At 61.5% G+C, this 23,011-nt stretch carries 20 protein-coding genes and 1 pseudogene; 12 read left to right on the forward strand and 9 right to left on the reverse strand.

Annotated elements, in window-relative coordinates; translation table 11 throughout:
* Window position 1: 1 nt before the first annotated feature.
* The 5 genes from FJ953_RS26935 to FJ953_RS26955 all read right to left on the reverse strand — a co-directional run bounded on the left by FJ953_RS26935 (window position 2) and on the right by FJ953_RS26955 (window position 5,265).
* Complete coding sequence (locus FJ953_RS26935) at window positions 2-1,276, reverse strand: ABC transporter substrate-binding protein (RefSeq protein WP_140625440.1); 1,275 nt, start codon at window positions 1,274-1,276, stop codon at window positions 2-4.
* A gap of 119 nt (window positions 1,277-1,395) precedes the next feature.
* Window positions 1,396-2,256 (reverse strand): carbohydrate ABC transporter permease, encoded by an 861-nt coding sequence (locus FJ953_RS26940; protein WP_140625479.1) that lies wholly within the window; start codon window positions 2,254-2,256, stop codon window positions 1,396-1,398.
* 29 nt (window positions 2,257-2,285) lie between these two features.
* Window positions 2,286-3,206, reverse strand: a complete 921-nt coding sequence (locus FJ953_RS26945; protein ID WP_140498510.1) for a sugar ABC transporter permease — start codon at window positions 3,204-3,206, stop codon at window positions 2,286-2,288.
* Window positions 3,203-4,408 (reverse strand): ABC transporter ATP-binding protein, encoded by a 1,206-nt coding sequence (locus FJ953_RS26950; protein ID WP_140558056.1) that lies wholly within the window; start codon window positions 4,406-4,408, stop codon window positions 3,203-3,205. Before FJ953_RS26950 ends, FJ953_RS26945 begins: the two co-directional genes overlap by 4 nt.
* Window positions 4,409-4,446: 38 nt before the next feature.
* The gene (locus FJ953_RS26955) at window positions 4,447-5,265 is read right to left on the reverse strand and encodes a metallophosphoesterase (RefSeq protein WP_181167730.1); all 819 of its coding nucleotides are present in this window, start codon (window positions 5,263-5,265) and stop codon (window positions 4,447-4,449) included.
* A 343-nt stretch (window positions 5,266-5,608) separates the two neighbouring features.
* Between FJ953_RS26955 and FJ953_RS26965 the strand changes: the two are divergent.
* Window positions 5,609-6,156 (forward strand): annotated as a pseudogene (locus tag FJ953_RS26965) (glycerol-3-phosphate dehydrogenase); the annotation flags it as partial.
* A 92-nt stretch (window positions 6,157-6,248) separates the two neighbouring features.
* Here FJ953_RS26965 and FJ953_RS26970 read toward each other — a convergent pair.
* The 4 genes from FJ953_RS26970 to FJ953_RS26985 all read right to left on the reverse strand — a co-directional run bounded on the left by FJ953_RS26970 (window position 6,249) and on the right by FJ953_RS26985 (window position 9,614).
* On the reverse strand, window positions 6,249-7,079 hold the full coding sequence (locus FJ953_RS26970) for an alpha/beta hydrolase (RefSeq protein ID WP_181174440.1): 831 nt from the start codon (window positions 7,077-7,079) through the stop codon (window positions 6,249-6,251).
* A gap of 73 nt (window positions 7,080-7,152) precedes the next feature.
* Window positions 7,153-7,833 (reverse strand): GntR family transcriptional regulator, encoded by a 681-nt coding sequence (locus FJ953_RS26975; protein WP_140625443.1) that lies wholly within the window; start codon window positions 7,831-7,833, stop codon window positions 7,153-7,155.
* Between the two features lie 81 nt (window positions 7,834-7,914).
* On the reverse strand, window positions 7,915-8,895 hold the full coding sequence (locus FJ953_RS26980; protein WP_140625444.1) for an aldo/keto reductase: 981 nt from the start codon (window positions 8,893-8,895) through the stop codon (window positions 7,915-7,917).
* On the reverse strand, window positions 8,892-9,614 hold the full coding sequence (locus FJ953_RS26985) for a GntR family transcriptional regulator (protein WP_181165366.1): 723 nt from the start codon (window positions 9,612-9,614) through the stop codon (window positions 8,892-8,894). Before FJ953_RS26985 ends, FJ953_RS26980 begins: the two co-directional genes overlap by 4 nt.
* Before the next feature lie 149 nt (window positions 9,615-9,763).
* Here FJ953_RS26985 and FJ953_RS26990 point away from each other — a divergent pair, with 149 nt between their 5' ends.
* From FJ953_RS26990 to FJ953_RS27040, 11 genes are all read left to right on the forward strand, one after another.
* Window positions 9,764-10,543 carry an alpha/beta hydrolase gene (locus FJ953_RS26990; RefSeq protein ID WP_181168613.1) on the forward strand — a complete coding sequence of 260 codons (780 nt, stop codon included), beginning with the start codon at window positions 9,764-9,766 and terminating at the stop codon, window positions 10,541-10,543.
* 17 nt (window positions 10,544-10,560) lie between these two features.
* Complete coding sequence (locus FJ953_RS26995) at window positions 10,561-10,953, forward strand: carboxymuconolactone decarboxylase family protein (protein ID WP_140498501.1); 393 nt, start codon at window positions 10,561-10,563, stop codon at window positions 10,951-10,953.
* On the forward strand, window positions 10,950-11,573 hold the full coding sequence (locus FJ953_RS27000) for an amino acid synthesis family protein (RefSeq protein ID WP_140625446.1): 624 nt from the start codon (window positions 10,950-10,952) through the stop codon (window positions 11,571-11,573). The genes FJ953_RS26995 and FJ953_RS27000 overlap by 4 nt, the downstream gene beginning before the upstream one ends.
* Window positions 11,574-11,674: 101 nt before the next feature.
* A complete protein-coding gene (locus tag FJ953_RS27005; RefSeq protein WP_181167345.1) occupies window positions 11,675-13,186 on the forward strand; it encodes an ABC transporter substrate-binding protein in 1,512 nt (503 codons plus the stop codon).
* A gap of 190 nt (window positions 13,187-13,376) precedes the next feature.
* Window positions 13,377-14,318, forward strand: coding sequence for an ABC transporter permease (locus tag FJ953_RS27010; protein WP_140498498.1), 942 nt, complete (start codon window positions 13,377-13,379; stop codon window positions 14,316-14,318).
* 72 nt (window positions 14,319-14,390) lie between these two features.
* A complete protein-coding gene (locus FJ953_RS27015) occupies window positions 14,391-15,131 on the forward strand; it encodes an ABC transporter permease (RefSeq protein ID WP_224619722.1) in 741 nt (246 codons plus the stop codon).
* Between the two features lie 13 nt (window positions 15,132-15,144).
* Window positions 15,145-16,902, forward strand: a complete 1,758-nt coding sequence (locus FJ953_RS27020; protein ID WP_140558050.1) for a hypothetical protein — start codon at window positions 15,145-15,147, stop codon at window positions 16,900-16,902.
* 8 nt (window positions 16,903-16,910) lie between these two features.
* Window positions 16,911-17,669: a hypothetical protein gene (locus FJ953_RS27025; RefSeq protein WP_140625448.1), complete on the forward strand. Its 759-nt coding sequence runs from the start codon at window positions 16,911-16,913 to the stop codon at window positions 17,667-17,669.
* Entirely contained in the window at window positions 17,666-19,414 is a 1,749-nt protein-coding gene (locus tag FJ953_RS27030; protein WP_140625449.1) for an ABC transporter ATP-binding protein, read from the forward strand. Before FJ953_RS27025 ends, FJ953_RS27030 begins: the two co-directional genes overlap by 4 nt.
* Window positions 19,415-19,495: 81 nt before the next feature.
* On the forward strand, window positions 19,496-20,995 hold the full coding sequence (locus FJ953_RS27035) for an aldehyde dehydrogenase family protein (protein ID WP_140525287.1): 1,500 nt from the start codon (window positions 19,496-19,498) through the stop codon (window positions 20,993-20,995).
* An 88-nt stretch (window positions 20,996-21,083) separates the two neighbouring features.
* Window positions 21,084-22,958 carry a helix-turn-helix domain-containing protein gene (locus FJ953_RS27040; RefSeq protein WP_140498493.1) on the forward strand — a complete coding sequence of 625 codons (1,875 nt, stop codon included), beginning with the start codon at window positions 21,084-21,086 and terminating at the stop codon, window positions 22,956-22,958.
* Window positions 22,959-23,011: the final 53 nt, after the last annotated feature.

The raw sequence follows: 23,011 nt of genomic DNA on the forward strand, positions 1-23,011 counted from the left end.
CTTATTTCATGAGTGCCTGTGTTTCGGAGACGAGGCTGTCGAGCCCGTCCTTGATGGATACGTCGCCGCTCATGACCTTGCTGATGATCTCGCGCTGGGTGCGCCAGATGCGGACCGTGTTGCCCGCCGAATAGCCGGGCCACGGGCGCGACAGCGCCATCTGCTTGGCAACGGTGGCGTAATTCGGGTTCGCTTCGTAGAACGGGCCGAGATAGTCGGTCCCGGTGGCGGCCTTGTTGGTCGGGAGGTAGCCGCTCATCTTCACGACCTGCTCCTGCGCTTTGGGGCCGGTGACGAATTTAAGGAATTCCCAGGCCGCCTTCTGCTTTGCCGGGTCGGAGGCAGTGATCACCGCCGCGTTGCCGCCTGTGGGCAGGCCACCCTTTTCCTTGTCGTCGACCGGGAAGACCGCGGTACGCAGCTTGAATCGGTCGCCGATCAGTTCGGTATCCTGGCTGAGACGGGCAGGCGTATCGAAGAAGATGCCAATCTGGCCGGCGATAAAGGCCTGGCGCGACTGATCCCAGTCGATCAACGGCATGCCGGCATCGGTGACGAAGCTGCGGAAATATTCCAGCGCCTTCAGGCCGTGCTCGTCGCCGAAAGCCACTTTGCCGTCCTTGGTCAGCTCGCCCCCACCCTGCATCAACATGGCGTCCCAGAGCCATTCGTCGGGCCAGTCATGAATATTGTAGGCGAGGCCGGCGATGCCGGAATCGGTGGCCTTGATCTTCTTGGCGAGTTCCATGATGCCCGGCCAGTCGGTGGGCATGTTGTCGGGATCGCCGCCGGCCTTTTTAACCAGGTCGGCATTGTAGAACATGATCGGCATGGAAGCGTTGAAGGCCAGTCCGTAGAGCTTGCCGTCCACCCGGCCGAGGTCGAGAATGTTGTCGGCGTAGTTGGCGTCGCGCCATTCCTTCGACTCGGCGTCCATCATCGTGCCGAGGTCCAAGATCTGGTTGCGCGCCTTCAGCTTGCCGACCAATTCATGCAGGACGTGATAGCCCGAATAATAGACGTCGGGCAGGTTGTTGGTGATGGAGGCCCGCAGCATGGCCTGGTGGCCTTCGTCGTAGCTGGCCGCCGGCGCGCGGAACTGGATCTTGATGTCGGGATGTTCCTTCATGAATTCCGCGGCCAGCGGCTCATGGAACTTCGCGAAGGCCGGGAATGCGTAGTAGACGTCGAGCGTCACGGGAGACTGGGCCAGCGCTGTCGACGCCGCTCCCAGCAATACGGCCGAGGCCGCGATGATCTTTGACAGGAATTTCATTAAGGCTTCCTCCGGTTATGCGATTTGCCCGATGCTCTTGAGGCGATGATGCCGCCTTGCCCCGCAAAAGGTGTGGGGGAACGGCGCGACCGGGCTTCTAGCCGCGCCAGTTGTCAGTTTTATTTCACGCCGGTCATCGTGACGCCCTCGATGAAGCGGCGGCGTGCGAACAGGAACGCGAGCAGCAGAGGCGCGGTCAGGATGGTCGCGGCGGCCGTCAGTGCGCCGTAATTGGTGCCGGCTTCGGCGTCCGAGAAGAACATCATGCCGAGCGGCGGCGGCGCCAGGTTGACGTCGGATATGACGATTAGCGGCCAGTAGAGGTCGTTCCAGTGCGCGACGAAGGAAAACACCGCGAAGGCGGCGATCGCCGGCATGGCGCTGGGCGTGACGATGCGCCACACGATCTCGAACTCGCTCATCCCGTCGAGCCGCGCGGCATGAATGATGTCGTCGGGGAAGGAACGGAAAAACTGCCTGAACAGGAAGATCGCGAAGACTGAGAGGAAGAAGGGCACCATCATGGCGAAATAGGTATTCAGCAGGTCCATCTTCGCCAGCGCGATGTAGATCGGCAGCGCCGGCACCTGTTCGGGCACGCATAGGCCGAGCAGGACGAGGACGAAAAGCAGGTTGCGGCCCGGGAACTTCAGCTTGGCCAACGCGTAGGCGCATGGGATGGCGACCAGAAGCTGGATGATGAGGATGCCGCCGCACACTATGACGCCGTTGAGAGCGAAGCGCAGCAGCGGCGCGCTGGTCAGCGCCATCGCATAATTCTCGAAGCCGTAGAAATGCCTCGGCCAGATCCTGAGCTGGGCGTTGAACACCTCTTCCGGCGGCTTGATCGAGGTCACCAGCATCCACAGGAAAGGCAGGAGAATGAACGCCGCGCCGGTGATCAGGATGCCGTGAGTGATGAACAGAGAGGCGAAGCGTCGGCCGGCGGAGCCAACTGGTGTGGTTGTTGTGCCCCCCATCGCGGGAGCAGTGATGGTTGTGTCGGTCATCAGTAATGCACCCTGCGGTCCATGACGACGGTCTGGAGGATCGAGAAGACCAGAATGAAAATGAGGAAGATGAAGGTGAGGACCGACGCATACGCCATGCGGAAGTACTGGAAGCCTTCGAGGTAGACTTTGTAGAGCAGGACCTCGGTCGATCCCACCGGACCGCCATGGGTCAGCACCGCCACCGTGTCGAACACCTTGAAGGCGGTGATCGAACTGGTGACGATGACGAACATGGTCGTCGGTCCCAGCAGCGGCCACGTGATCGTCAGGAAGCGGTCGATTTCGCCGCCGCAGCCGTCGATCTCGGCGGCTTCGTAGAGGTCCTTTGGAATGGTCGAGAGGCCGGCCAGGAACAGGATCATATTGAAGCCGACCAGTTGCCAGATGCCGATCACGGCAAGCGTCGGCAGCGCCAGCGAGGGATTGCTCAGGAAGGCGACCTCGCCGATGCCGAGCCAGCGCAGCACCGCGCTCACCGGGCCGAGGCTGGGGTGCAGCAGGAACTGCCACACGGTCGCCATGGCGATGAAGGTCGAGGTCACAGGCAGGAAGTAGATGATTTCGTAGAGTGAGCGGGTGCGCTTGCGGCGGTGAACGAGGACGGCGACGAGCAGCGACAGGATCACCGAGCCGGGCAGGACGATCGCGACGTAGACGAGCGTGTTCTTGAGTGCGCGGCGGAATTCCGGATCGGTCAGCGCGTCGGTGATGTTTTGCAGGCCGACATAATGGACATCGACCTCGCCGAGCTCGTAGTCGGTGAAACTGAGATAACCGAGCACGCCGAGCGGCACGAGAATCGTCAGCACCAGCAAAAGCAGGGCAGGCAGCGCGAAGCCGCCGGCGACCAGCCTCTCGATGAAGGCCTGCCGGGCACCGGGCCGGGCGGGCGGAGCGGGTACCGCGGTCAGGCTCATGATGCGCGCGCTCCCTCTGCGAGGCGCAGCTTTCCCTTGGCGGCGGTGGCCGCGTCTTGGGAAACTTGGGGTTCCACGCGGTTTCCGGCGGCATCGAAGACATGGCAGGCCGAGGGATGGAACAAGAGTTCGGTGTTCTCGACCTCACCGTCCGGCACGCCCGCGCCTATGCGCGAGGTCACCAAGATCCCAGGGAGCGAGGGAACATCGAAATGCAGGATCTTCTCGGAGCCGAGATGCTCGCTGCGCCGCAGCTTCGCCGGAAGCGGGACTTGGTCCGCCGACTGGCCCGAGACCGCGCCGGGCAGGATCATTTCCGGGCGGACGCCGATCGTCGCTTTCTCTCCAGCGGGGAGGGCGGTGCCGATCGGCAGAGGCTTTCCGAGCAATTCCAGCCGCCCACCGACCCCCACCGTCACGGGAATCAGGTTGATCGTCGGGCTGCCGATGAACTGGGCGACCTGGACGTTGGCCGGCCTGTCGTAGAGTTCGTCGGGCGTGCCGAGTTGAAGGATGTCTCCGCCTTCCATCATGGCGACCCGGCTTGACATGGTCATCGCTTCGACCTGGTCGTGCGTGACGTAGACGAATGTCGCGCCGAGTCTCTGGTGAAGCTCGGCCAGCTCGCTACGCATGTGGACGCGCAGCTTGGCGTCGAGGTTAGAAAGTGGCTCGTCCATCAGGAAAGCGGCGGGCTGGCGCACCATGGCGCGACCGAGCGCGACGCGCTGACGCTGGCCGCCGGAGAGCTGGGCGGGCTTGCGCTCTAAAAGAGGTTCAATCTGAAGTTGCGCCGCGATGCCCCTGACCTGCTTGCCGATCTCCTGCATCACCTTGCGGCGCCGGGACGAGAATAGGCGGACGAGCGGCAGGCGCTCGTAGAGGCTAAGCCCGGTCATCGTCAGGGGCAGGGCCATGTTGTTGAAGACGGACATGTGCGGGTAGAGCGCGTAGCTCTGGAACACCATGGCGATGCGCCGCTCATGCGGCCTCAGATGATCGATCGGCGCGCCATCGACGAGGATCGAGCCCGAGGTTTGCGGCTCGAGGCCGGCGATGATGCGGATGAGCGTCGATTTTCCGCAGCCGGAGGGGCCGACAAGCGTCAGGAACTCGCCATCGTTGATGGACAGGTTGATGTCTTTGAGAACCCGATGGGGCCCGAAGGACTTCGAAAGGTTCTTTATTTCCACTGCAGCCACTGGGGTTGCTCCGTTTCGCGAACAATTGGGTAGAGGCGCTATCTCGGTGGATAGACCTCATGCACGACATCACCGATGAAAAAGGGTGTGAGGCCCGGAATTTCATGAGGCCGCACGGTGAAATCGGACCCGGAAAAGTCGTAGACGAGCACGCCCAAGGTGGCTTCTCCGGCCATCCCTTCCGGCTGCAAGTGCGCCTCGACGAGGAAGCCGGACGACGGCCCCCACAGGTACCGGACGCCGCCGAGTTGACGATCGTAGAGTTTGTGCAGGTGGCCGCTGGCCACGAAGGCCACGTCGTAGCGGCGCACCATGTCGAGCAGTTGCGCGCGAGGCTCGGGAGTGGGCGCCCAGTATCCAACGTCGCCTTCGGTCGGCTCGCCGATGAAGAGCGGGCGATGGGTGAACCAGCCCATCCGGCGCCCGGACGCTTCGCGCATGGCGTTTTCCAGCCACGCGATCTGCTCCGTTTCGGCCGGCTCGTCGCTGCCGAACAGCATCGAATCGAGTCCGATCAGGCGCCAGCCCTCGATGTCGCGATGCCACCAGTCCGGCCCGAAATGACGTCGCCAGCGGGCCAGGCGTTCTGCGTTGACTGGCTGATAGAGATGCTTGGGCTCGCCCACGTCGTGATTGCCCGGCACGGCGAGATAGGGCAGTCCGATGGAGTCCATCATCTCGGCGCAATAGCGCATGTCCTCCTCGACATCGGCGCCATCCACGGTGACGTCGCCTGTATGGATAACGAGGTCGGCATCGCTTTCCTTCAGCCAGTCGAGGAGCGGCTGGCTGTTGGCATGGAAATGTCGCTTGCCAGGGCTGAGATGGGTATCGGAAATCTGCACTATTCGCGTCATCGGACGTTCTGGAACCTTTGCCGCGTCTCGCGGCGTTGATCTCGTCGTTTTGAAAAAAGCGCCTGAAGCCGGATGCACTCTTTCCCCTGCATGTGAAGGTGTGACGACGACGCCGGATTTTAGGTCCAGGACGCGGCGTCTCCCGCAGGAAAGGCTCACTCGGTTGAAACGGCTTGGACCGGCATATTGAACCTCCCATCGTGTTCTCCGTCCGATGCCCATTGTCAGGGCATTCTGAGGTGCGGAAAACTTCCTCCAGCATTTAATTGAAAAAAATTTCACAGCTTGATAAAAATATCAAGATAAAAATCGCGATCGTAGCCGCACCTCGAATTGCGGCCCCTATGAGGGTGCTGCCGAACCGGTGCAGATCGACGAGACCGAGATCGAATATTTGATTGCGGCCGTGAACCGCTGCTTCAAAGAGAAGCTGCGCCGCCAGGACTTGCTGCATGCGCTCTCGGGCGTGCGGCCGTTGTTCGATGACGGCAAATGGGAACCCTTCGGCGGTTACGCGATGACCCCTTCGACCTTGACGAGACCGGGGTCGCGCCACTGCTCAATGACTTCGGCGGCAAGATCACGACCTTCCGGAAACTGGCCGAGCGCGGCCTCCATCGCCTCGAACGTATCTTTCCGCAGATGGGGGGCGACTGGACCGCGAGTATCCCGCTGCCGGGCGGCAACATGCCGAACGCGGACTTTGAGCCTTTCGTCAACGGATTGTGCGAAACATGGCCGTGGAGCCGCGCGCCTTCGTTCATCATTACCGGCGGCTCTACGGCACGCGGCCAGGAGGTGGTGGGCGCCACGGCTGGCATGTCCGACCTCGGGCAGCACTATGGCGGGCTGCTCTACGACTCGGAAGCGCGTTACCTGGTGGCGAGGGAGTGAGGGCGCACGCCCGAGGACATCCTCCCGCGGCATGGCGGCCCTCTTGGGACGACTTGCTGTGGGTCATAAGCTGGATGGTTTGACCGGCGCTAGCTGCCAAGCCAGTCCCGGACAACTCCATTGAATTCGCGTGGGCGATCGATCATGACCATGTGAGCGGCATTGGCGAAAATGTGCATGTCGGCTTGCGGCGCGCGTTCCAGCAGCTTGATGCCGCGCGCCACCGGCACGGTTTCGTCGCAGCCTGACCAGGCTATGAACAGCTTGGCCTGCATGGTGGGCAAATGCGGAAGGAGATGGTCCTCCTGGATCTGGGTATATTCGGTGTCGTCCTTTTTCCGGGCAGCCTGCTTGAAGCGCTCCAACTGACCGGACTCGCAGGCCAGGCGGTAGTTCTTTTTTAGCAGCTCCACGAACTCCGGCGGATTCTTCGTGCTTAGCCTCGCATTGGTTCGCAGAAAGTCTTCCTCGGTGTCGCATCCCTCGAGCACATTATACGCTGCTGCCGCTGCTGCCTGCCAAGCGTGGTCCTCATTTCCGCCGAGGCGCGGGGAGGTCGCACCGCTGCTCACGACAACCACCTTATCGACCAGACCCGGCTTTTCAACGGCGAGCATTGCCGCGATGAAACCGCCTTCGGAATGGCCGACGAGCGCGCATCGGGTGACGCCGAGCGCTTCGATGAAGGCTGAAACGTGATGCCGCCTTTCGAGGCGGGGAACGTGTTTCCCGTCCACCGGCGCATCCGAGAGACCGAAGCCGACCAGATCGGGCGCCAGCACCCGGAAGTCATGCGCGAGTGCCGGGATGGTGTTGTGCCAGGTGGACCAGGCATCGATCGCCAGTGACGAGCCGTGCAGCAGGATCACGGCCGGTCCGCTGCCAGCTTCGAAATAGCGCGTACGGATGCCGCCCGCCACGACATAATTCTCCTTCACCGTCGCCGCGGGTAGCGGCGGACGGGCGGCGTCTCGCGCTTTCAAGCGCCGCCGATCACCTGACGGATTGGTTTTCAAGCTGTTCGATCATCCCGAGCGCGAACTGGGCGGCTTTGCGTACATGCTTTTTTGCAAGCCGCTCGGCATCCGATGCCCTGCGGTTCACCAGGGCGTCGAGCAGGGCTGCCAGCTCTTCCTGAGATGCCTTTCGCCGCTCTGCATCGGAAAGAGAAATCATGCGCAACTGTGAGGCCCGCATATGGATGCTGCGAAGCATCCGTTCCGCCTCGGAATTGTTCGCGCCCGCTATCAAGACGTCGTAGAATCTAGTCTTTGCAGCTATCATTTCGTGCGCCACACCGACGCGATAGGTTTCCATCAACTCGTCATACACGCCCCGACAACGCGTGATATGATCGTCAGTCGCATTCTCGCAAAACAACCTGCATACAAGCGCCTCCAGCGCCTCGCGAAGGTCAAAAATGTCCTTCGCGATCTTGGGATCGACGACAGAGACGATAAGCCCCCGGTTGGGCAGGTTCGTGACCAGGCCCTCGTTCTCGAGCTCGCGCATCGCTTCCCTGAGCGACGTCCGCGAAACGCCCATGCGCTCGCAAAGCGTGCGCTCCACCAGCCGCTCTCCCGGCGCCAGTTCTCCGACGACGATGGCGTTGCGGATGGTATCGGCCACCTGCGTGTACAGGCGCGGCGGAGCATGGACTCGCAGATCATACACGGCGGATTTGCTCCCTTGAAACGTGCGCGAACGAGTGCAATTTCACAAGCATATCAGCTTACCGCAAGCATTGTGCTTCATTCAGTGGCCTGAGGCGTTCAGCGGCCGTGGCTCGTAAGCCCCGTCGATGCGGTCGATATGTTCGGGCGTAAGCACTATGTCCAATGCCGCGACTGCCTCGTCGACATGGTCTGTCGAGGTCGCTCCGAAGATGGGCGCGGTAATGCAGGGGCGCGCCAATGTCCAGGCGAGAGCCACCTGCGCCGGTGTCTTTCCGATGTCGGCGGCAACGGCAGCGACGGCTTCGCGCACGGCGTGGTCGCCGTCGCGGTGGTAATATCTCTGCGTATAGTCGTCGCTTTTCGTGCGCGCCGTCTGCTGGCCGGGATTGCGGCGGTCCGCGGCAAGGAAGCCGCGCGCGATCGGGCTGAACGGTATCAGGGCAACATCATCGTGGCGGCAGTAGGCAAGCAGTTCCCGCTCGCACTCCCGGTGAGCGGGATTGTATTCGCATTGCATCGAGATGAATGCCGGAAGGTCGCGTGCGCTGGCAGCCGCACGGCATTTTGCGAGTGTCCAGCCGGGCATCGTCGTGACGCCTACATAGAGCGCCTTTCCGGCGCGCACGATATCCGCCATGGCATCGACCAGTTCGTCGAGGTCGGTGTCCTTGTCCCAGATATGCGTCTGGAAGAGGTCCACGTGATCGGTTCCAAGGCGGACCAACGAATCGTCGATTGCCTTGAACAGGTGCTTTCTGGAGTAGCCGCGGCCGTTGCAATGCGCGGCCATCGGGTTTCCCGCCTTGGTGGCGATGACGAAGCTGTCGCGCGGCTGCTTGAGAACGAGTATCTGGCCGAGAATGCGTTCACTCTCGCCAGCCGAATAGAAGTCGCAGGTGTCGAAGAAGTTGATGCCGTGGTCGAGGGCGCGCGCAACGATCGGCGCCGACGCCTTCTCATCGAGCACCCAGGCCCGCCATCCCGCGGATCCGAATCCCATCGCGCCGAGGCATAGCCGGGATACCTTCAGATTGCTCTTGCCGAGCCTGACATAGTTCATGTGTCGATCCGTTGCTTGCGTGATGAGGATTTGGCGTTCTGCCCAGAGTCCCGCAGCAGCGACAGCGCGAAAGCCGCGGATCTTTCGACATACCCGCGCGTGAGCTTTTCGGCGAGGTCGGCATCGCGCGCGCGCAGCGCGTCGAAAATGCCGTGGAGCAAGGCCATCGTATTCCTGCGCCGTTCAGCCGAGGCGACGCGGGTGGTGACGGTGCGCAGATAGGTGACGCGGCCATGCAGGAGAAAGGTCATTTGCCTGGTGATGTCGTTGCCTGCGCCTTGCATGATGATGTCCCACACCGCGTCGAGCTTCTCGGCATGCTGCCTGGCAAGCTCGGAGGTGTCGGTTTCGCCTGCTTCCGAAATACGCCGCGCCAATTCGTCCATTTGTTCCTGGCTGGCCCGTTCGACAAACAGGCGCGCCATGGCCGATTCCAGGATTGCGCGGGCCTCGTAGATCTGCCGGACTTCCCGTTCCGACAAGCGGGTCACGAACATGCCCTTGCCGGCTACCCGAGTCACAAGCCCTTCGGACTCAAGCTGGCTCAGCGCTTCCCGAATGCTTGTGCGGCTTACGCCGGTCTGCTCGGCAAGCTTCCGTTCCACCAGCTTGTCACCCGGCTTGAACACTTCGTTGAACAACGCCTCGCGCAGCGTGACAACGGTCTGCTCGCGCAATGTCGGCGAATCCGCAATCGACCAGTCCGTCCATTCATGCATCGCGGCGTCCTCTCCCGTCGTTCCTTCCATGACAGCTACGCGTTCGACTCTTTCATCACAAGTAGCCGATTCAAATACGGTTGACCATATGCCTGTCTGTCGGTATACCAAAAAAATCGAGTTCGAACGAGGGACCTGGGATGGCGCCGATGCGCACCAAAGACGATCTCATCGCCTATGAGAGAAGCGGTAAGGGCCATCCTCTCGTGCTGGTGCACGGTGTCGGCGCCAACCTGCAAAGCTGGGAGGACGTCAGCCTCCAATTGGAGGGCAGCTTCGACATTATTCGCTCCGACCTGCGCGGTCATGGTCAGTCCGCGCACATCGATTCGGAATATTCCGTCGAGAAGTTTGCCGCCGATATCGTTCGGGTGATGGACGACGCCGGCGTGCCCAAAGCCCATCTGGTCGGCTTTTCATTGGGGGGCTTGATCGCGCAAGAACTGGCCTGTTCCTATTCGGACCGGTTTGAGCGCGTCGTGCTTCTTTCCGCAGTTGCGGGGCGCACCCCCGCCGAACGTGAGAAGGTTGTGGCGCGCCTGCAGATGATCCGCGACGGCGGTATGGACGCAGTCGTTGGTGCTGCGCACGACCGCTGGTTCACCAAGGAATTCGCCGAGCGCCATCCCGATGTGATCGAGCGGCGAATTGCCGAGCTCAAGGCTGTCCACGTGCCGTCTTACCTGGAGGCGTATCGGGTGTTCGGCCTTACCGAACTGGTGGATCGGCTTCCCGAGATCAGACAGCCAACGCTGGTGATGACGGGCGAATTCGATCAGGGGTCGAATGTCCGGATGGCCGAGACGATGCACCGGCTGATCCCCGATTCGGAATTACGCATTCTGGCCGGCCTGAAGCACAGCGTCCTGGTCGAGGCATCCAAGCTGGTGTCCGACCATGTCCGCGAGTTCCTTTTGCGTCCACGCTGAAAATGAAGGGAAGACGAATGAACGAGACGCTATTTGAGCGTGGGCTGGAGCGGCGCAAGGCGACGCTCGGCAGCGAATATGTTGAAAATTCGCTGAGCAAGGCAACCGAGTTTTCCAAGGGTTTTCAGTCATTTATCACAGAATATTGCTGGGGAACGGCCTGGGGTGACGACAGGCTGGATGCCAGGACCCGCAGCATGCTGAACATCGTCATGATTGCCGCGCTCAACCGCATGCATGAGTGGGAACTGCATTTTCGCGGCGCCCTTCGCAACGGGGTCACCCGTGACGAGCTGGACGCGTTGATAACCCATCTCACGATTTATTGCGGCGTTCCTGTCGGCGTCGAATGCCATCGCATCGCCAACCGCGTGCTTGCCGAACTCGCAGCCGGCGGAGTGGAAAAATGACTGAGGTCCTGATCCGCAAGATCGTCGATTTCGTCGAGGACACGCTTATCGAAGGGGGGCGCGTCGCGCCGGTTCCGCTTCGCATGGCCGCCTGCGCGGCGGTAATCCGTAATCCCTGGGCAGGATCGGCATTCGTCGAGGACCTGCAGCCGCACATCATGGAGCACGCCAAGGCTCTCACGGATGCCCTCGTGCCTCGCCTGGTGGCGATCATGGGCGGTCCGGACAGGATAGAAGCGTTTGGAAAGTGCGCGGTGACCGGGACGGACGGCGAAGTCGAACACGCGGCCGGCCTGATCCACACGCTGCATTTCGGCAATGTCTTCCGCATCGCCGCTGGTGGCGATTCCTTTCTCCCGTTCACGAACAAGCGTGCCGGCGCCGGCACCGCGCTCACCGTTCCCTTGACCCACAAGGACGCTGAGAAGAAGGGAAGCCGCGCTCATTTTCTGACCGTGGAATTCACCATTCCCGACGCGCCTGCGCATGACGAGATCGTCATCGCCTTGGGCGCCGCGAGCGGCGGGCGTCCGCACCATCGCATCGGCGATCGGTTCAACGACATGCGGATTATGGGAGTCGATCAGGCCGGCCGGCCGCTGCCAGCCGAGAGCAAATAACGCGCAAGCCTCCGGGTCCTTGCCCGGAGGCCAATAACGGCAATGCCGATAATATCGGGAACTGAACCAACGGAGGATTTGTCATGGATAGAAGGCAATTTATGGCCGCCGTCAGCGGCTTCGCAATCGTGGCCTCTTTGCCGGCGGTAGCGCTGGCTCAAGATACCCAGCCGGTCACCGGCGGCACGCTCAACGTCGGCTTCATCAGCGACGTCCGCACGCTCGACCCGCTTCAGTCGTCGCAATGGACCGAGCGGCAGATCCTTTTCCTGATATTCGATACGCTTCTCGAGACCGAGGCGGACTTCTCCCTGAAGCCTGCCCTGGCGAAAAGCTGGGAGTTTTCGGACGACGGCAAGCGCGTGGTCCTGAAGCTGCAGGAAGGCGTGAAGTTCCATGACGGCACACCGTTCAACGCCGAGGCCGTGAAATGGAACCTTGATGCACGTCTCGATCCGAAAGGCAACTCATCGCAGCTCAAGTTGCTGGAAGGCGTCAAGAATGTCGAAGTGCTGGACGAATTCACCGTCGCCATCGACATGAAGGAACCTTATCCGCCCCTGCTGGCGCTGTTTGCCGACCGCGCAGGGCTGATGGCTTCGCCAGCTGCGGCCAAGAAATACGGCAGCGACGTCGGTTCCAATCCTGTCGGGACCGGTCCGTTCGTTTTCGGCGAATGGGTGCGCGGGTCACGCATCGCGCTCACCAAGAACGACAGCTATTGGCAGAAGGGAATGCCATATCTCGACGGCATCACGTTTCATGACATTCCGACGAACGTCGTCGGCATTCAGCGCATGGCCATCGGTGAACTGGATTTCATAAGCCAGCTTGATCCGTTGGATACGCGCCTTTCCAAGGCCAGCCCGGACATCGAGCTTGTGCCGTCGAAGGGTGGCGTCTGGTATTCCTACCAGTGGCGGTGGGACGCCGAGCCATATAACAAGCCGGAACTGCGCCAGGCCATCGCGCATGGCCTCAACCGCGACCGTATCAACCAGATCATATGGGCCGGACAAGGCAAGATTTCCGACAGCTTCACGCCTGACGGCCTCTGGTGGACCCCGACCGATCTGGTGCACTACGAATACGATCCGGAAAAGGCGCGCAAGATCGTGGCTGATTCCGGCCTGAAGGGCACCACCATCAAGCTTGCGGCGCCAAGCGGCGATACGCTGCGACGCTTTGCCGAACTTGCCAAGGAAGACCTCGACGCGATCGGCCTCAACATTGAGCTCGAGCCGGTCCCGCAAAGCGACTACTACGCCAAGGCGGTCTCCGGCGAGATACGCTTCACGCCGATGCGCTGGACGCAACGGGCGGATCCCGACGGCCTGATCCACTATCTCTTCTCCAGCAAAGGCACCGCGAACTCCACGGGCTACAAGAATGACCAAGTGGACAAATGGATCGATGAAGCGCGGGTAATTTCCGATCAGGCGCGCCGCAAGGAATTGTACGAAAAGATCCAGCGTCAGATTTCTGCCGATCTGCCTTACATGCCCGTCGGGTTCAGCATCGAATTCAACGCCATGCGCAACACCGTCAAAGGGTTCGCTCCGATGCCGGACGAGATCCCGCGGTTCCGTTACGTCTGGAAAACGCAGGCCTGATCTTCATGCTTTGCCGCGGCGCGCCGCGCCGCGGCGTCTGGCGCGGGTAGACCCGGTCCCGCCTGCAACCGGTAGAGGAACTTGATCGCCATTATGACCGCCGCCCATCGGATGTGCCCCAACCGCCCGCTTTGCGAGACGGGCTCCCCGGAGACGTTTCTTCAATCCTTCGCGATGAACTGAGGCCGGCATGCTTGCGCTTGTACTTTCCCGCATAGCGATCATGGTTCCGAACGTTATCGTTCTGACGTTTCTGCTGTTCACGTCGGTGACGTCCTTTCTGGGGACGCCGGCGGCGATCATGCTGGGGGAGAACGCATCCCCTCAATCGATCGCCGAACTCAACGCGAAGCTAGGCTTCGACCAGCCCATCCTGTCGCGTTACTGGAACTGGATCAGCGCCGCATTGTCGGGCGACCTGGGCCGGTCTTATTCCACCCAACAGCCTGTCGCGCAAATGATCGCGGATGCCCTTCCTCTAACGCTTGAGCTGGCATCCTGGGCGATCCTCATCGCATTCCTGGGGGCCACGCTGATCAATTCGGCGACGTTCATGAAAAAGCTGGTGGAGCGGCTCACCGCCGCCGTCAGCATCGTCGGCATCACCGTGCCCAATTTCTTTCTCGGACTGCTGCTGATCTACCTTTTTTCGGTTCAGCTCCGCTGGCTGCCGACGACCGGATGGTCGCCGTGGTCACGGGGCGCCGGGCAGCATCTCATCCACATGATCCTGCCCGTCATCACGCTTACGACCTTTTATTTCAGCTCCTTCACGCTCGTCTATAAAGCCGAATACCAGTCGGTGAAAGGCAGCCTCTACATCCAGGCCGCGCGTTCGAAGGGGCTGTCCGAGGCGCGCATTTCCTACCGGCACATTCTGCCCAACAGCATATTGCCCTTGATCACCTATGCCGGTCTTTCGCTTGGACAACTGGTTGGCGGCGCGGTCGTCACCGAAACCGTCTTTTCGATGCCGGGCATGGGCCGGCTTCTGGTGGAAGCGATCTCGTCCCGGGATTTTCCTGTCATGCTGTCGGTTGGAATGGTGATCATCGTCGGCGTGATGATCCTCAACCTTGTGGCGGACGTGACCTACAGCCTCGTCAATCCGCTCGTGCGAACATCGGCTTAGCATCCAATGAGAAAACTTCCATTCCGATTGGTCCTTGGCCTGACGCTTCTGGTGATCATCACTTTGATCGCGGTGTTCGCGCCCTTGATCGCGCCCCTGCACCCGACCGCCACGACGGTAAACGTCCTCGGCCCGCCTTCGGCTGAAAACATCCTTGGCACGGATCAACTTGGCCGGGACGTGCTGTCGCGCGTCATCTACGGAACAAGGGTTTCACTGCAGGTGGGCGCTTCGGCGGCCATAGTGGCTGTGCTGATCGGCGCCCCCATTGGCCTGATCGCCGGATTTTTCCGTGGCTGGATCGATTTTGTCCTCGTCCAGATCATCGACATTTTCATCGCCTTGCCGGGGCTCGTTCTCGCATTGATCATCACCGCGATGCTCGGGCCATCGGTGGTCAACCTGGCGGTCACGCTGGGTGTCGTCACCGCGCCGACGGTCGCCCGGCTGGTTCGTGGTCAGGTCTTCGTCGTCCGGGAAATGGTCTTCGTGGAAGCTGCGCGCGCCACGGGCGCAAGCTCTTTCTGGATCATCCGCCATCATATCATGCCAAACACGATGCGCGTGGTGTGGGCGCAGTTCGCAATCAATGTGGCCTTCGCGATCTTCACCTCCGCAAGCCTCAGCTTCCTGGGGCTGGGCGTTCCTCCGCCGGCTCCGGACTGGGGCGGCATGGTACGCGACGGTTCGATGTTCCTGCCGATCCTGCCGCTGCTCAGCCTCGGGCCGGGCGCTGCCGTCGCCCTTACAGTTTTCACATTTTATCTTGTCGGGTCGAGCATGAACGAGGCCGCGTCCCGCAATGATCGCTGATTGGAACAGGGAAATGACGTCTAACCAGATCGAGCCGCCGCTGCCGGCATTCATAGAACAACGCCTGCAGGAGTTTGCCGGCCGGGAAGGTGCCCTGAAAGCGCGGCGATGGATGCGGCCGGCGGATGTTCTGATGCGTGTGGAGAACCTTCGCTGCTTCAAGGCTTCGCGCGTCAGTTTTGCCGACATGTTGTTGCGCAGGATCGTTCGCGAACGCTGGCAGATAAGGATGATCTCGGCGGAATGCGGCGATGACGGCGCGGCGAGATTCGTCTACCGGATCGACGCGGAAGGCCATTCCTTCTCCTATATTGCCCGAGCATATCCATGGGACGGAATCGAAAAAGTCGGACGCCGCTCCGATGGCGCGGACCGTGACATGTTCGGCGCGCTCTTCGTCAATCTTGCCAGCCAACAGCGTATCGAGCGGGAATTTGAAACGTTCGACATCAAGGCTGAAGGCCAGATGCGTACGGATTCGGATGTGGTCGGCTGGACCCCGGCCAATCGCAGCAGCCGGCATTTCGACGCCGTAGTCGAAGCACTGTCCCGCGGCGAACAGCCCGCCCCCGAGCTCGGCATCGCCTATCTCATGCGGAACGGTGGCTTTCAAAGCAGCGGCCGGAATGGCACGGTTTCCTATCCGGGCATTCCCGAGGGGCATCCGCTGGCGCACCCGTTCTTTGCGGATATCTTCGCCATCTACCTGGTGCGGCTCGTCTCCATCGATCTCGTCAATGCCGTGGCGCGGCGGCGCAATCCGGACGCAGCGCAGCTCGACATTTCGATCGCGCGCGGGCTTGGAATAGGCAACTCCTCAGGCCAGGGCATGTGCGTTGCCCTCCAGCGCTGGCCGCATTGGGTCGCCACATGGGTGACCGTACGCGAGGCGGCTCTTGGCTACGCAAAAAGCCTGCCGGTCGATGCGGGAAGCATTTCAGTTGTCCGCGGCTCGATAGAGAGCACCATCCGCATCTATGCGCAGACCGACCCACAGACGCAGGACTACGTGGTGGCCAACGAAACCATCATCGAGAACCTGACACGCATATCGGCAAGCCTGCGCGAAGGACAGTTTCGGTGCTGGGGCGACGTTGCTGCGCACGTCGCAGAAGTCATGGATGGCGAGACCAGTGAGCAGTTCCACAGCGTACTTCTCGACGTGGTACCGGACTTTTGTGACGCCATCGCGCCCTATTTCCAGATCGGCGCAGCCCGCAAGCGGCAATTGCAGCCAGCAATGACGGTCGCTGAATTGCGCGAGATCCTGCGCAGGAACTACGTCTGGGCTCTCACCGCCGACCGCACGCTTGCCGAAACCCATCAGCACTTCTGGTACCATTCGATCGACAATGGCGAACAAAGGCGCGGCGAGCGGGTCATCGACCCGCACGAGCGTTTCGAATCCTTCATCGATCATATCGGACTGATCCAGAGGCTGGCGGCGGTGCTGGTCAGCCGTGGTGACAAGGAGCGCGCCGGCGACGTCGTCCTCGACCATCCGGACTTGCATTACGCCATTTCGCGGGTGCAATATCTGGATGGCCTGCTCTATGCGGAAATACGCGATCCGCTCGCGCATCGCGATTTCGTCCCCGCCGATCTCATACGGTTTTTCCTTGCGTCGCTGGGCATTCGCGGCTCGACGCCGCTCAGCATCCGCTATGTGCGGGGGACTTTCTTCCAAGACCAGCCGCTGCCTTCGGAATTCCTCGAGCCTGACAGGCCGGGTTCCCGGGTTCGCAAGCATGAGAATGAGGTCGCCCTGTGAGCACGAGCATGTTTGTTGCCTATTCCGAACTGACTCGCGTCCTGCCGTGGTCGCTCAGGGCGCTGGGCTACGCGTTCGGAACCGCTGACCGGGGCGCTCATCTCGTTGCAACAGGTGCGGCGCTCGATCCGGCTATTCTGGATGAAATTCGCCAGGCGGGACCGCGGCCCTCCCATGGCTTCCGCTACCGGAAATCGAACGGGCTCACGATGCTGGACGCCGCCGGCGTTTCATTTCTGGAAACGGGACCTGCCGCGATCGATGCTCTCGCCGCGCATGCAGGCGGCGCCAAATGGGAAATGTGCCGGATATTGGCGGCGACCGAGCTGTCGCTTGTTCCGGCCACGCTGGTCGGTGCGATGGACTACAATCTCTCCTCTATCGGCATCATCGCCAGGGATGGAACCTTCGACTGGCTGTTGGCTGAACCCGACGCACAGGGTGTGCTTTATTCGGGCCGGGGCCGGGATGCCCTGGCGGCGCTCCTCGGTGAGGACACGGCGGTTCTGGAATCGATCGACGCCGCCGGGCTGACGCCGGGCTGCGCGCTTCTCATGGTCAGCGCCCGCAGGCCTGAACTGAAGGCGTCCGGGCACGTTGTCGTTCGGCCTCGGGAAAAGATCGCCATGGCGCACCAGAAGGGCATTCCCCTGTCGCGCGAGACGCTGGATGCGCTGTACGCGCTCGAAATGCTCACCTGGGCTCCAACTTCGGAGCGCTCTCGCTCGCAGGCGGGCTTCACTGTTGCACCGGCGCCAAACTCATGAGTGAACGGAAATCCGATCCAGTGGTCGAGGTAAAAGGCCTCAACGTCGCTTTCGGCAAGCATCAGGTGGTGCATGATGTCGATCTGGCCATCCATGCTGGCGAGACGCTGGCGCTTGTCGGCGAGTCGGGGTCCGGCAAGAGCGTCACCTCCATGACGATCATGGGACTGCTTTCCGGCAATACCCAAGTGACCGGTTCGGTCATCGTGGATGGCCAGCAAGTGGTGGGGGCGTCGACATCGACATTGCGGCGGGTGCGTGGCGGCATTGCCAGCATGATCTTCCAAGAACCGATGATGAGCCTGAACCCGGTTCTGCAGGTCAGCACCCAAATCAAGGAAATGCTGCGCCAGCATCGACCCTTAAGCGATGCCGAGGCGCGGGAGGAGGGCATCCGGCTTTTCGACCGCGTTCGCATTCCTGACGCGCGGCGGCGGTTCAATGACTATCCTCACATGTTCTCCGGGGGGATGCGGCAGCGGATCATGATCGCCATCGCATTGGCGTGCTCGCCGAAGCTGCTTATCGCCGACGAGCCGACAACAGCGCTCGACGTGACGATACAGGCGCAAATCCTCGATCTCCTGAACGGGGTCCAGCGCGATACCGGCACCGCGATCCTGTTCATCACGCATGACATGGGCGTAGTGGCCAACATCGCCGACCGCGTCATGGTCATGCACAAGGGACGCGTGGTGGAGACGGGAGCAGTAAAGGACGTTTTCGAGCGTCCGCGCGAGGACTATACGAGGATGCTGATCGACGCGGTCCCCCGCCTGGGGCAAGGCGTCGCCCGCTCCTACCGCGCGCCCGCCAAGGATGCTGTGCCGAAGCCGGTTTTGAGCGTGCGCAAGCTGGTGACCCGGTTCGACGTGCGTGGCGGGGCGATGCGTCGCAAGGTGGGGCGTCTCCATGCCGTCGAGGGTCTGAGCTTCGACATCATGCCTGGAGAAACGCTGTCGCTGGTTGGCGAATCCGGCTGCGGCAAGTCGACGACCGGACGCAGCATCCTGTTTCTCAATCCTCCGGATTCCGGCGAGGTGGTCTTCGACGGACGCACGGTGCGGCGCGACAACAGGTCCGATCTTTCGGATCTCCGGCGCAATGTGCAGATGATCTTCCAGGATCCTTTCAGTTCCCTGGACCCGAAGCAAAACGTCGGTGCGATCCTGGCGGAGCCCCTGCTATGCCATGGGTTGGCGACCAGGGCCAAGGCCCTGGACAAGGCGAAACATCTTCTGGAGCGTGTCGGCCTCGAACCGTCGATGATCACCCGTCTTCCGCACGAGTTTTCCGGCGGACAGCGCCAGAGAATCTGCATTGCGCGGACCCTGATGCTCGACCCGAAGGTCATTATAGCCGACGAGGCCGTCTCGGCGCTCGACGTTTCGGTAAAGGCGCAGGTGATCGACCTGCTGCTTGAGTTGCAGGAGGACCTGCGGTTGTCCTACCTCTTCATCAGTCACGACATGGCCATTGTCGAACGTGTCAGCCACCGCGTGGCGGTCATGTATCTTGGCGAGATTGTGGAGATCGGGCCCAGCCGCGAGGTGATAGGGAATCCGAAACATCCCTATACCCAGAAGCTGATGGCAGCGGTGCCGAACCCAGAGCCGGCCGCGGACAGGCACCGCTTGATCGGCAAGCCGGTGACGGAATTGCCGTCTCCCGTGCGGCCGCTCGATTTCATTCCGCCGAAGCGGCAGCCTCGCGCGGTCGGACCCGACCACTTCGTGATCGAGTGAAAAGCTTTAACGAGGGCGCTTCAGATGGACGCCCTTGAACGAATCCGGGCAAGGCGCTTCCCGATACCTATGGAGAATTCGATGAACACACATGCTGATCAGTTCCGAATTGGAGAGAAGGCGGCGTCCTTTTTACGCCAGGAGAAAAAACTCCTTATCGATGGAAAATGGGTGCCGGCTCAGTCCGGGAAGATTTTCGACACGTATGATCCGGGCACGGGACGCATAATTGCACAGGTTCCGGAGGGCGACGCCGCCGATATCGACAATGCCGTCAAAGCTGCGCGGCGGGCCTTTGAAGAAGGCCCATGGAGCCGCATCACGCCCAGCGAACGTGGACGTCTCATCTGGAAACTGGCGGATCTGCTGGAACAGAACGCCGATGAACTGGCCGAACTGGAGGTTCTCAACAATGGCAAGCCGCTTGCCAATGCCCGGAATTCCGACGTCGCGCTGAGCGTGGATATGTTCCGCTACATGGCGGGCTGGGCGACCAAGATCACAGGGGAAACCATTTCGATCTCCGCGCCGGACAAGTACCATGCCTTCACGGTGCGCGAGCCGGTCGGCGTCGTCGGGCAGATCATTCCGTGGAATGCGCCACTGCTCATGCTGTCCTGGAAGGCAGCGCCGGCGCTGGCCACCGGCTGCACGATCGTGCTCAAGCCGGCGGAGCAGACGCCGCTGACGGCGCTGCGCTTCGGTGAACTGGTCCAGGAGGCCGGCATTCCCGCCGGCGTGATCAATATCGTGACCGGTTTTGGACCTACGGCGGGCGCAGCGATAGCCTCGCACCCCCAGATCGACAAGGTTGCCTTTACGGGTTCCAGCGAGGTCGGCCGCATCATCGTCAAGGCTGCCGCGGGCAATTTGAAGAAAGTGTCGCTCGAATTGGGAGGGAAGTCGCCCGTCATCGTCTTTCCCGATGCTGACATGTCGGTTGCCATTCCCGGTGTCACGCAGGGCATTTTTGCCAATAGCGGCCAGGTCTGCACCGCAGGATCGCGGCTGTTCGCCCACAAGAAGGTGTTCGACCAGATCGTGGATGGGATCGGCCAGCGGGCGGGGAACATCCGCGTCGGTCATGGCCTCAGCGAAGGCGTCCAGATGGGGCCGGTCATTTCCCCGGTCCAGTGCGACCGCGTCATGAGCTATATCGAGCAGGGCAGGAGCGCCGGTGCAACGGTGGCGTTTGGCGGCACGCGGATAGGCAATGAAGGCAACTTCATTGCGCCGACGGTGCTGACCGATACCCGACCCGACATGGCGGTGGTGCAGGAAGAGATTTTCGGTCCTGTCCTGTGCGCCATGAGCTTCGATGACGACGACCTGGAACAGATCGCGCGGCAGGCGAATGACAGCATCTTCGGACTAGCTGGCAGCGTCTGGACGCGGGACCTGAGCGTCGCCCACAAGATGGTACGGCGAATTCGCGCGGGCCGGATCGGGGTCAACGTACACGGCTCGGTGGACGCGGCGATACCCACCGGCGGCTTCAAGCAATCCGGCTGGGGCAGGGAACGGGGACAGGAAGGGCTGAACCTTTATACGGAGACCAAGTCGGTCATCATGTCGCTTTGAAGGCCTGCCAAACCTTTCGCGAACAGCCGGCAAGGTCGATCCTATCCATGCCGGCCATATGGCGGCGGCATGACCCCCGGTAACGAATATGACTGTGGCGCGCCATCGACCAGGAAGGCTATGTAACGATCGAGTACCGGCAAGCAGCGAGGTTCTGTTGAGCGCTTTGGATCGCCCGCTGTCACGCGTCCTGCGCGACGTGACCAGCCTCATCAATTCCAGCGTCGACCTCGAGACAACGCTGCAGCACCTTGTCGATGCGGCATGCCAGCACGATGCCTGGTCGATGGCGGCGGTGATGAGCATCGATCAGGCGGATGGCAATGCTGTGGTCGTGACCCGGCATGATCCTAGCCAGTTGACGAAGTCCTATCGCAACCGCTGGACGCTGGCGACAAGTCCATCCCTCATCGCGTTGACCCGCAATGATCCGGTGATCATTCGCGATGCCCAGGAGAGCATCGAATTTCCGGGCTATCGGGAAGAGGCAATCCAGCGCGGTTATCGCACTGTCGTGGTTTTGCCTCTGGGCTGCCGGGACATGGAAGACCGCGCGATGGTCTTGTCGGTGCAGTCGCGCGACGTTGTCGATCTGTCAGCGGCCGATCTCGCATTCCTGCAGACGATCGTCCATCTGGGCGCCATAGCCGTGGACAAGGCCCACAGGCTAAGGGCGGAACATGCTGCCGCCGCGCAACTCCAAAACGCACTTGCCGCGCATTCCTCCCTGATGCACCAGGTCCTGTCGGACGGTTCCGTCGCATCCGCGGCTTCCATGGTCGAAACCTTCCTGCCGAACGCAATCGTCGTGGTGGATCTGACTGCCAACCTGGTCGTTGCCGGACGTTCGCCCAAGCCGGACCTCATCGACACCGACCGCTGGCGCGAGGAGATGGACGATTGCATGAGCCGCCAGTTTCTCCGTCTTGCTCGCGATATCTCGGACCAGGCCGGGCTTGAAATGCGCAAGCTGTACCTGAACTGCGGCGGCCATCACCTCAACCTGCCGGCGGCGGTGGAGCCGTTGGTCGTGGATGGCAAGACGGTAGGGGCGCTGATCGTGTTTTCGCTCGACGCCAATTTCGGCGACCTCGATCATCTTCTTCTTCAGAGCGCTCGGTTCGCGCTCAGCGTCCAGTTGATGCGGAGCCATTTACGGTTCCAGACGGAATCGCAGACTTCCAGCGAATTGTTCATGGAAATCGTTTCCGGCAACTGGCGCAACGTGGACGATTTGACGGCGCGGGCGCGCCGGCTCGGCATTGACGTAAACGCCACCGCCAGGCTGGTCGCGATCGGCCTCCCGGAAACTGTGCCGGAAAAGGGCAAGACTATACCCGAACTGCACCGCTCCATCATGCGGCTCGCCGGCCAATTGGCGCCGCAGGCGACCGCCGCCGCATTGGGCGAGATCATTCTGTGCCGCATTCCCGACGCGCCCCGCGACGCGGACACGGTGGTCAAGACGTTTGTGCGCAAGCTGATCGAGGAAACGCAGTGGCTGATCGGCACCAAGCCGATCATCGTGGCGGGTAAGACCTGTTCGAGCATTCACGACTATCCCCAGGCATGGCTTGAATGCGAGCGCATGATCCGTCTTGCCGTCCGCTTCAACCGTACCGGGTTGCTTGCGCCCCAGGACTTCGGTCCTTTTCCGCTGCTGCTTTCGGCGGCCGACAGCAAGGAAGTGAGGTCGTTCGTGGATATCGCCATTGGCGCGGTCGTGCGTCACGACGAGGCGCATGCAACGGACTATATCAGGACCCTGACCGTCTTTCTGGAGCACGGTTGCCGCAGCCAGGCCTGCGCGGACGCGATGGAATTGCATGTTACAACGCTTCGCTACCGCCTGAACCGTATCCAGGAACTGTTTGGCATCGAGATCGATTCACCCGAACGTCGGTTCGCGCTTGAACTGGCAATACGCCTCAACGAGACCATTGCCCGGGAGCAACCTGTCTGATGCGGTCTCTGCTTCGTGTCCTAGGAGTCTGACTGCCGCCTCTCCTGCGTAGA

The organism is Mesorhizobium sp. B2-3-6 (assembly GCF_006442305.1).
GTDB lineage: Bacteria > Pseudomonadota > Alphaproteobacteria > Rhizobiales > Rhizobiaceae > Mesorhizobium.

Coding starts and splice junctions, on each gene's coding strand:
- FJ953_RS26935 (WP_140625440.1), bottom strand. CDS start 1,276: ATGAAATTCCTGTCAAAGATCATCGCGGCCTCGGCCGTATTGCTGGGA.
- FJ953_RS26940 (WP_140625479.1), bottom strand. CDS start 2,256: ATGGGGGGCACAACAACCACACCAGTTGGCTCCGCCGGCCGACGCTTC.
- FJ953_RS26945 (WP_140498510.1), bottom strand. CDS start 3,206: ATGAGCCTGACCGCGGTACCCGCTCCGCCCGCCCGGCCCGGTGCCCGG.
- FJ953_RS26955 (WP_181167730.1), bottom strand. CDS start 5,265: ATGACGCGAATAGTGCAGATTTCCGATACCCATCTCAGCCCTGGCAAG.
- FJ953_RS26980 (WP_140625444.1), bottom strand. CDS start 8,895: ATGAACTATGTCAGGCTCGGCAAGAGCAATCTGAAGGTATCCCGGCTA.
- FJ953_RS26985 (WP_181165366.1), bottom strand. CDS start 9,614: ATGCATGAATGGACGGACTGGTCGATTGCGGATTCGCCGACATTGCGC.
- FJ953_RS26990 (WP_181168613.1), top strand. CDS start 9,764: ATGCGCACCAAAGACGATCTCATCGCCTATGAGAGAAGCGGTAAGGGC.
- FJ953_RS26995 (WP_140498501.1), top strand. CDS start 10,561: ATGAACGAGACGCTATTTGAGCGTGGGCTGGAGCGGCGCAAGGCGACG.
- FJ953_RS27000 (WP_140625446.1), top strand. CDS start 10,950: ATGACTGAGGTCCTGATCCGCAAGATCGTCGATTTCGTCGAGGACACG.
- FJ953_RS27005 (WP_181167345.1), top strand. CDS start 11,675: ATGGCCGCCGTCAGCGGCTTCGCAATCGTGGCCTCTTTGCCGGCGGTA.
- FJ953_RS27010 (WP_140498498.1), top strand. CDS start 13,377: ATGCTTGCGCTTGTACTTTCCCGCATAGCGATCATGGTTCCGAACGTT.
- FJ953_RS27020 (WP_140558050.1), top strand. CDS start 15,145: ATGACGTCTAACCAGATCGAGCCGCCGCTGCCGGCATTCATAGAACAA.
- FJ953_RS27025 (WP_140625448.1), top strand. CDS start 16,911: ATGTTTGTTGCCTATTCCGAACTGACTCGCGTCCTGCCGTGGTCGCTC.
- FJ953_RS27030 (WP_140625449.1), top strand. CDS start 17,666: ATGAGTGAACGGAAATCCGATCCAGTGGTCGAGGTAAAAGGCCTCAAC.
- FJ953_RS27035 (WP_140525287.1), top strand. CDS start 19,496: ATGAACACACATGCTGATCAGTTCCGAATTGGAGAGAAGGCGGCGTCC.
- FJ953_RS27040 (WP_140498493.1), top strand. CDS start 21,084: ATGACTGTGGCGCGCCATCGACCAGGAAGGCTATGTAACGATCGAGTA.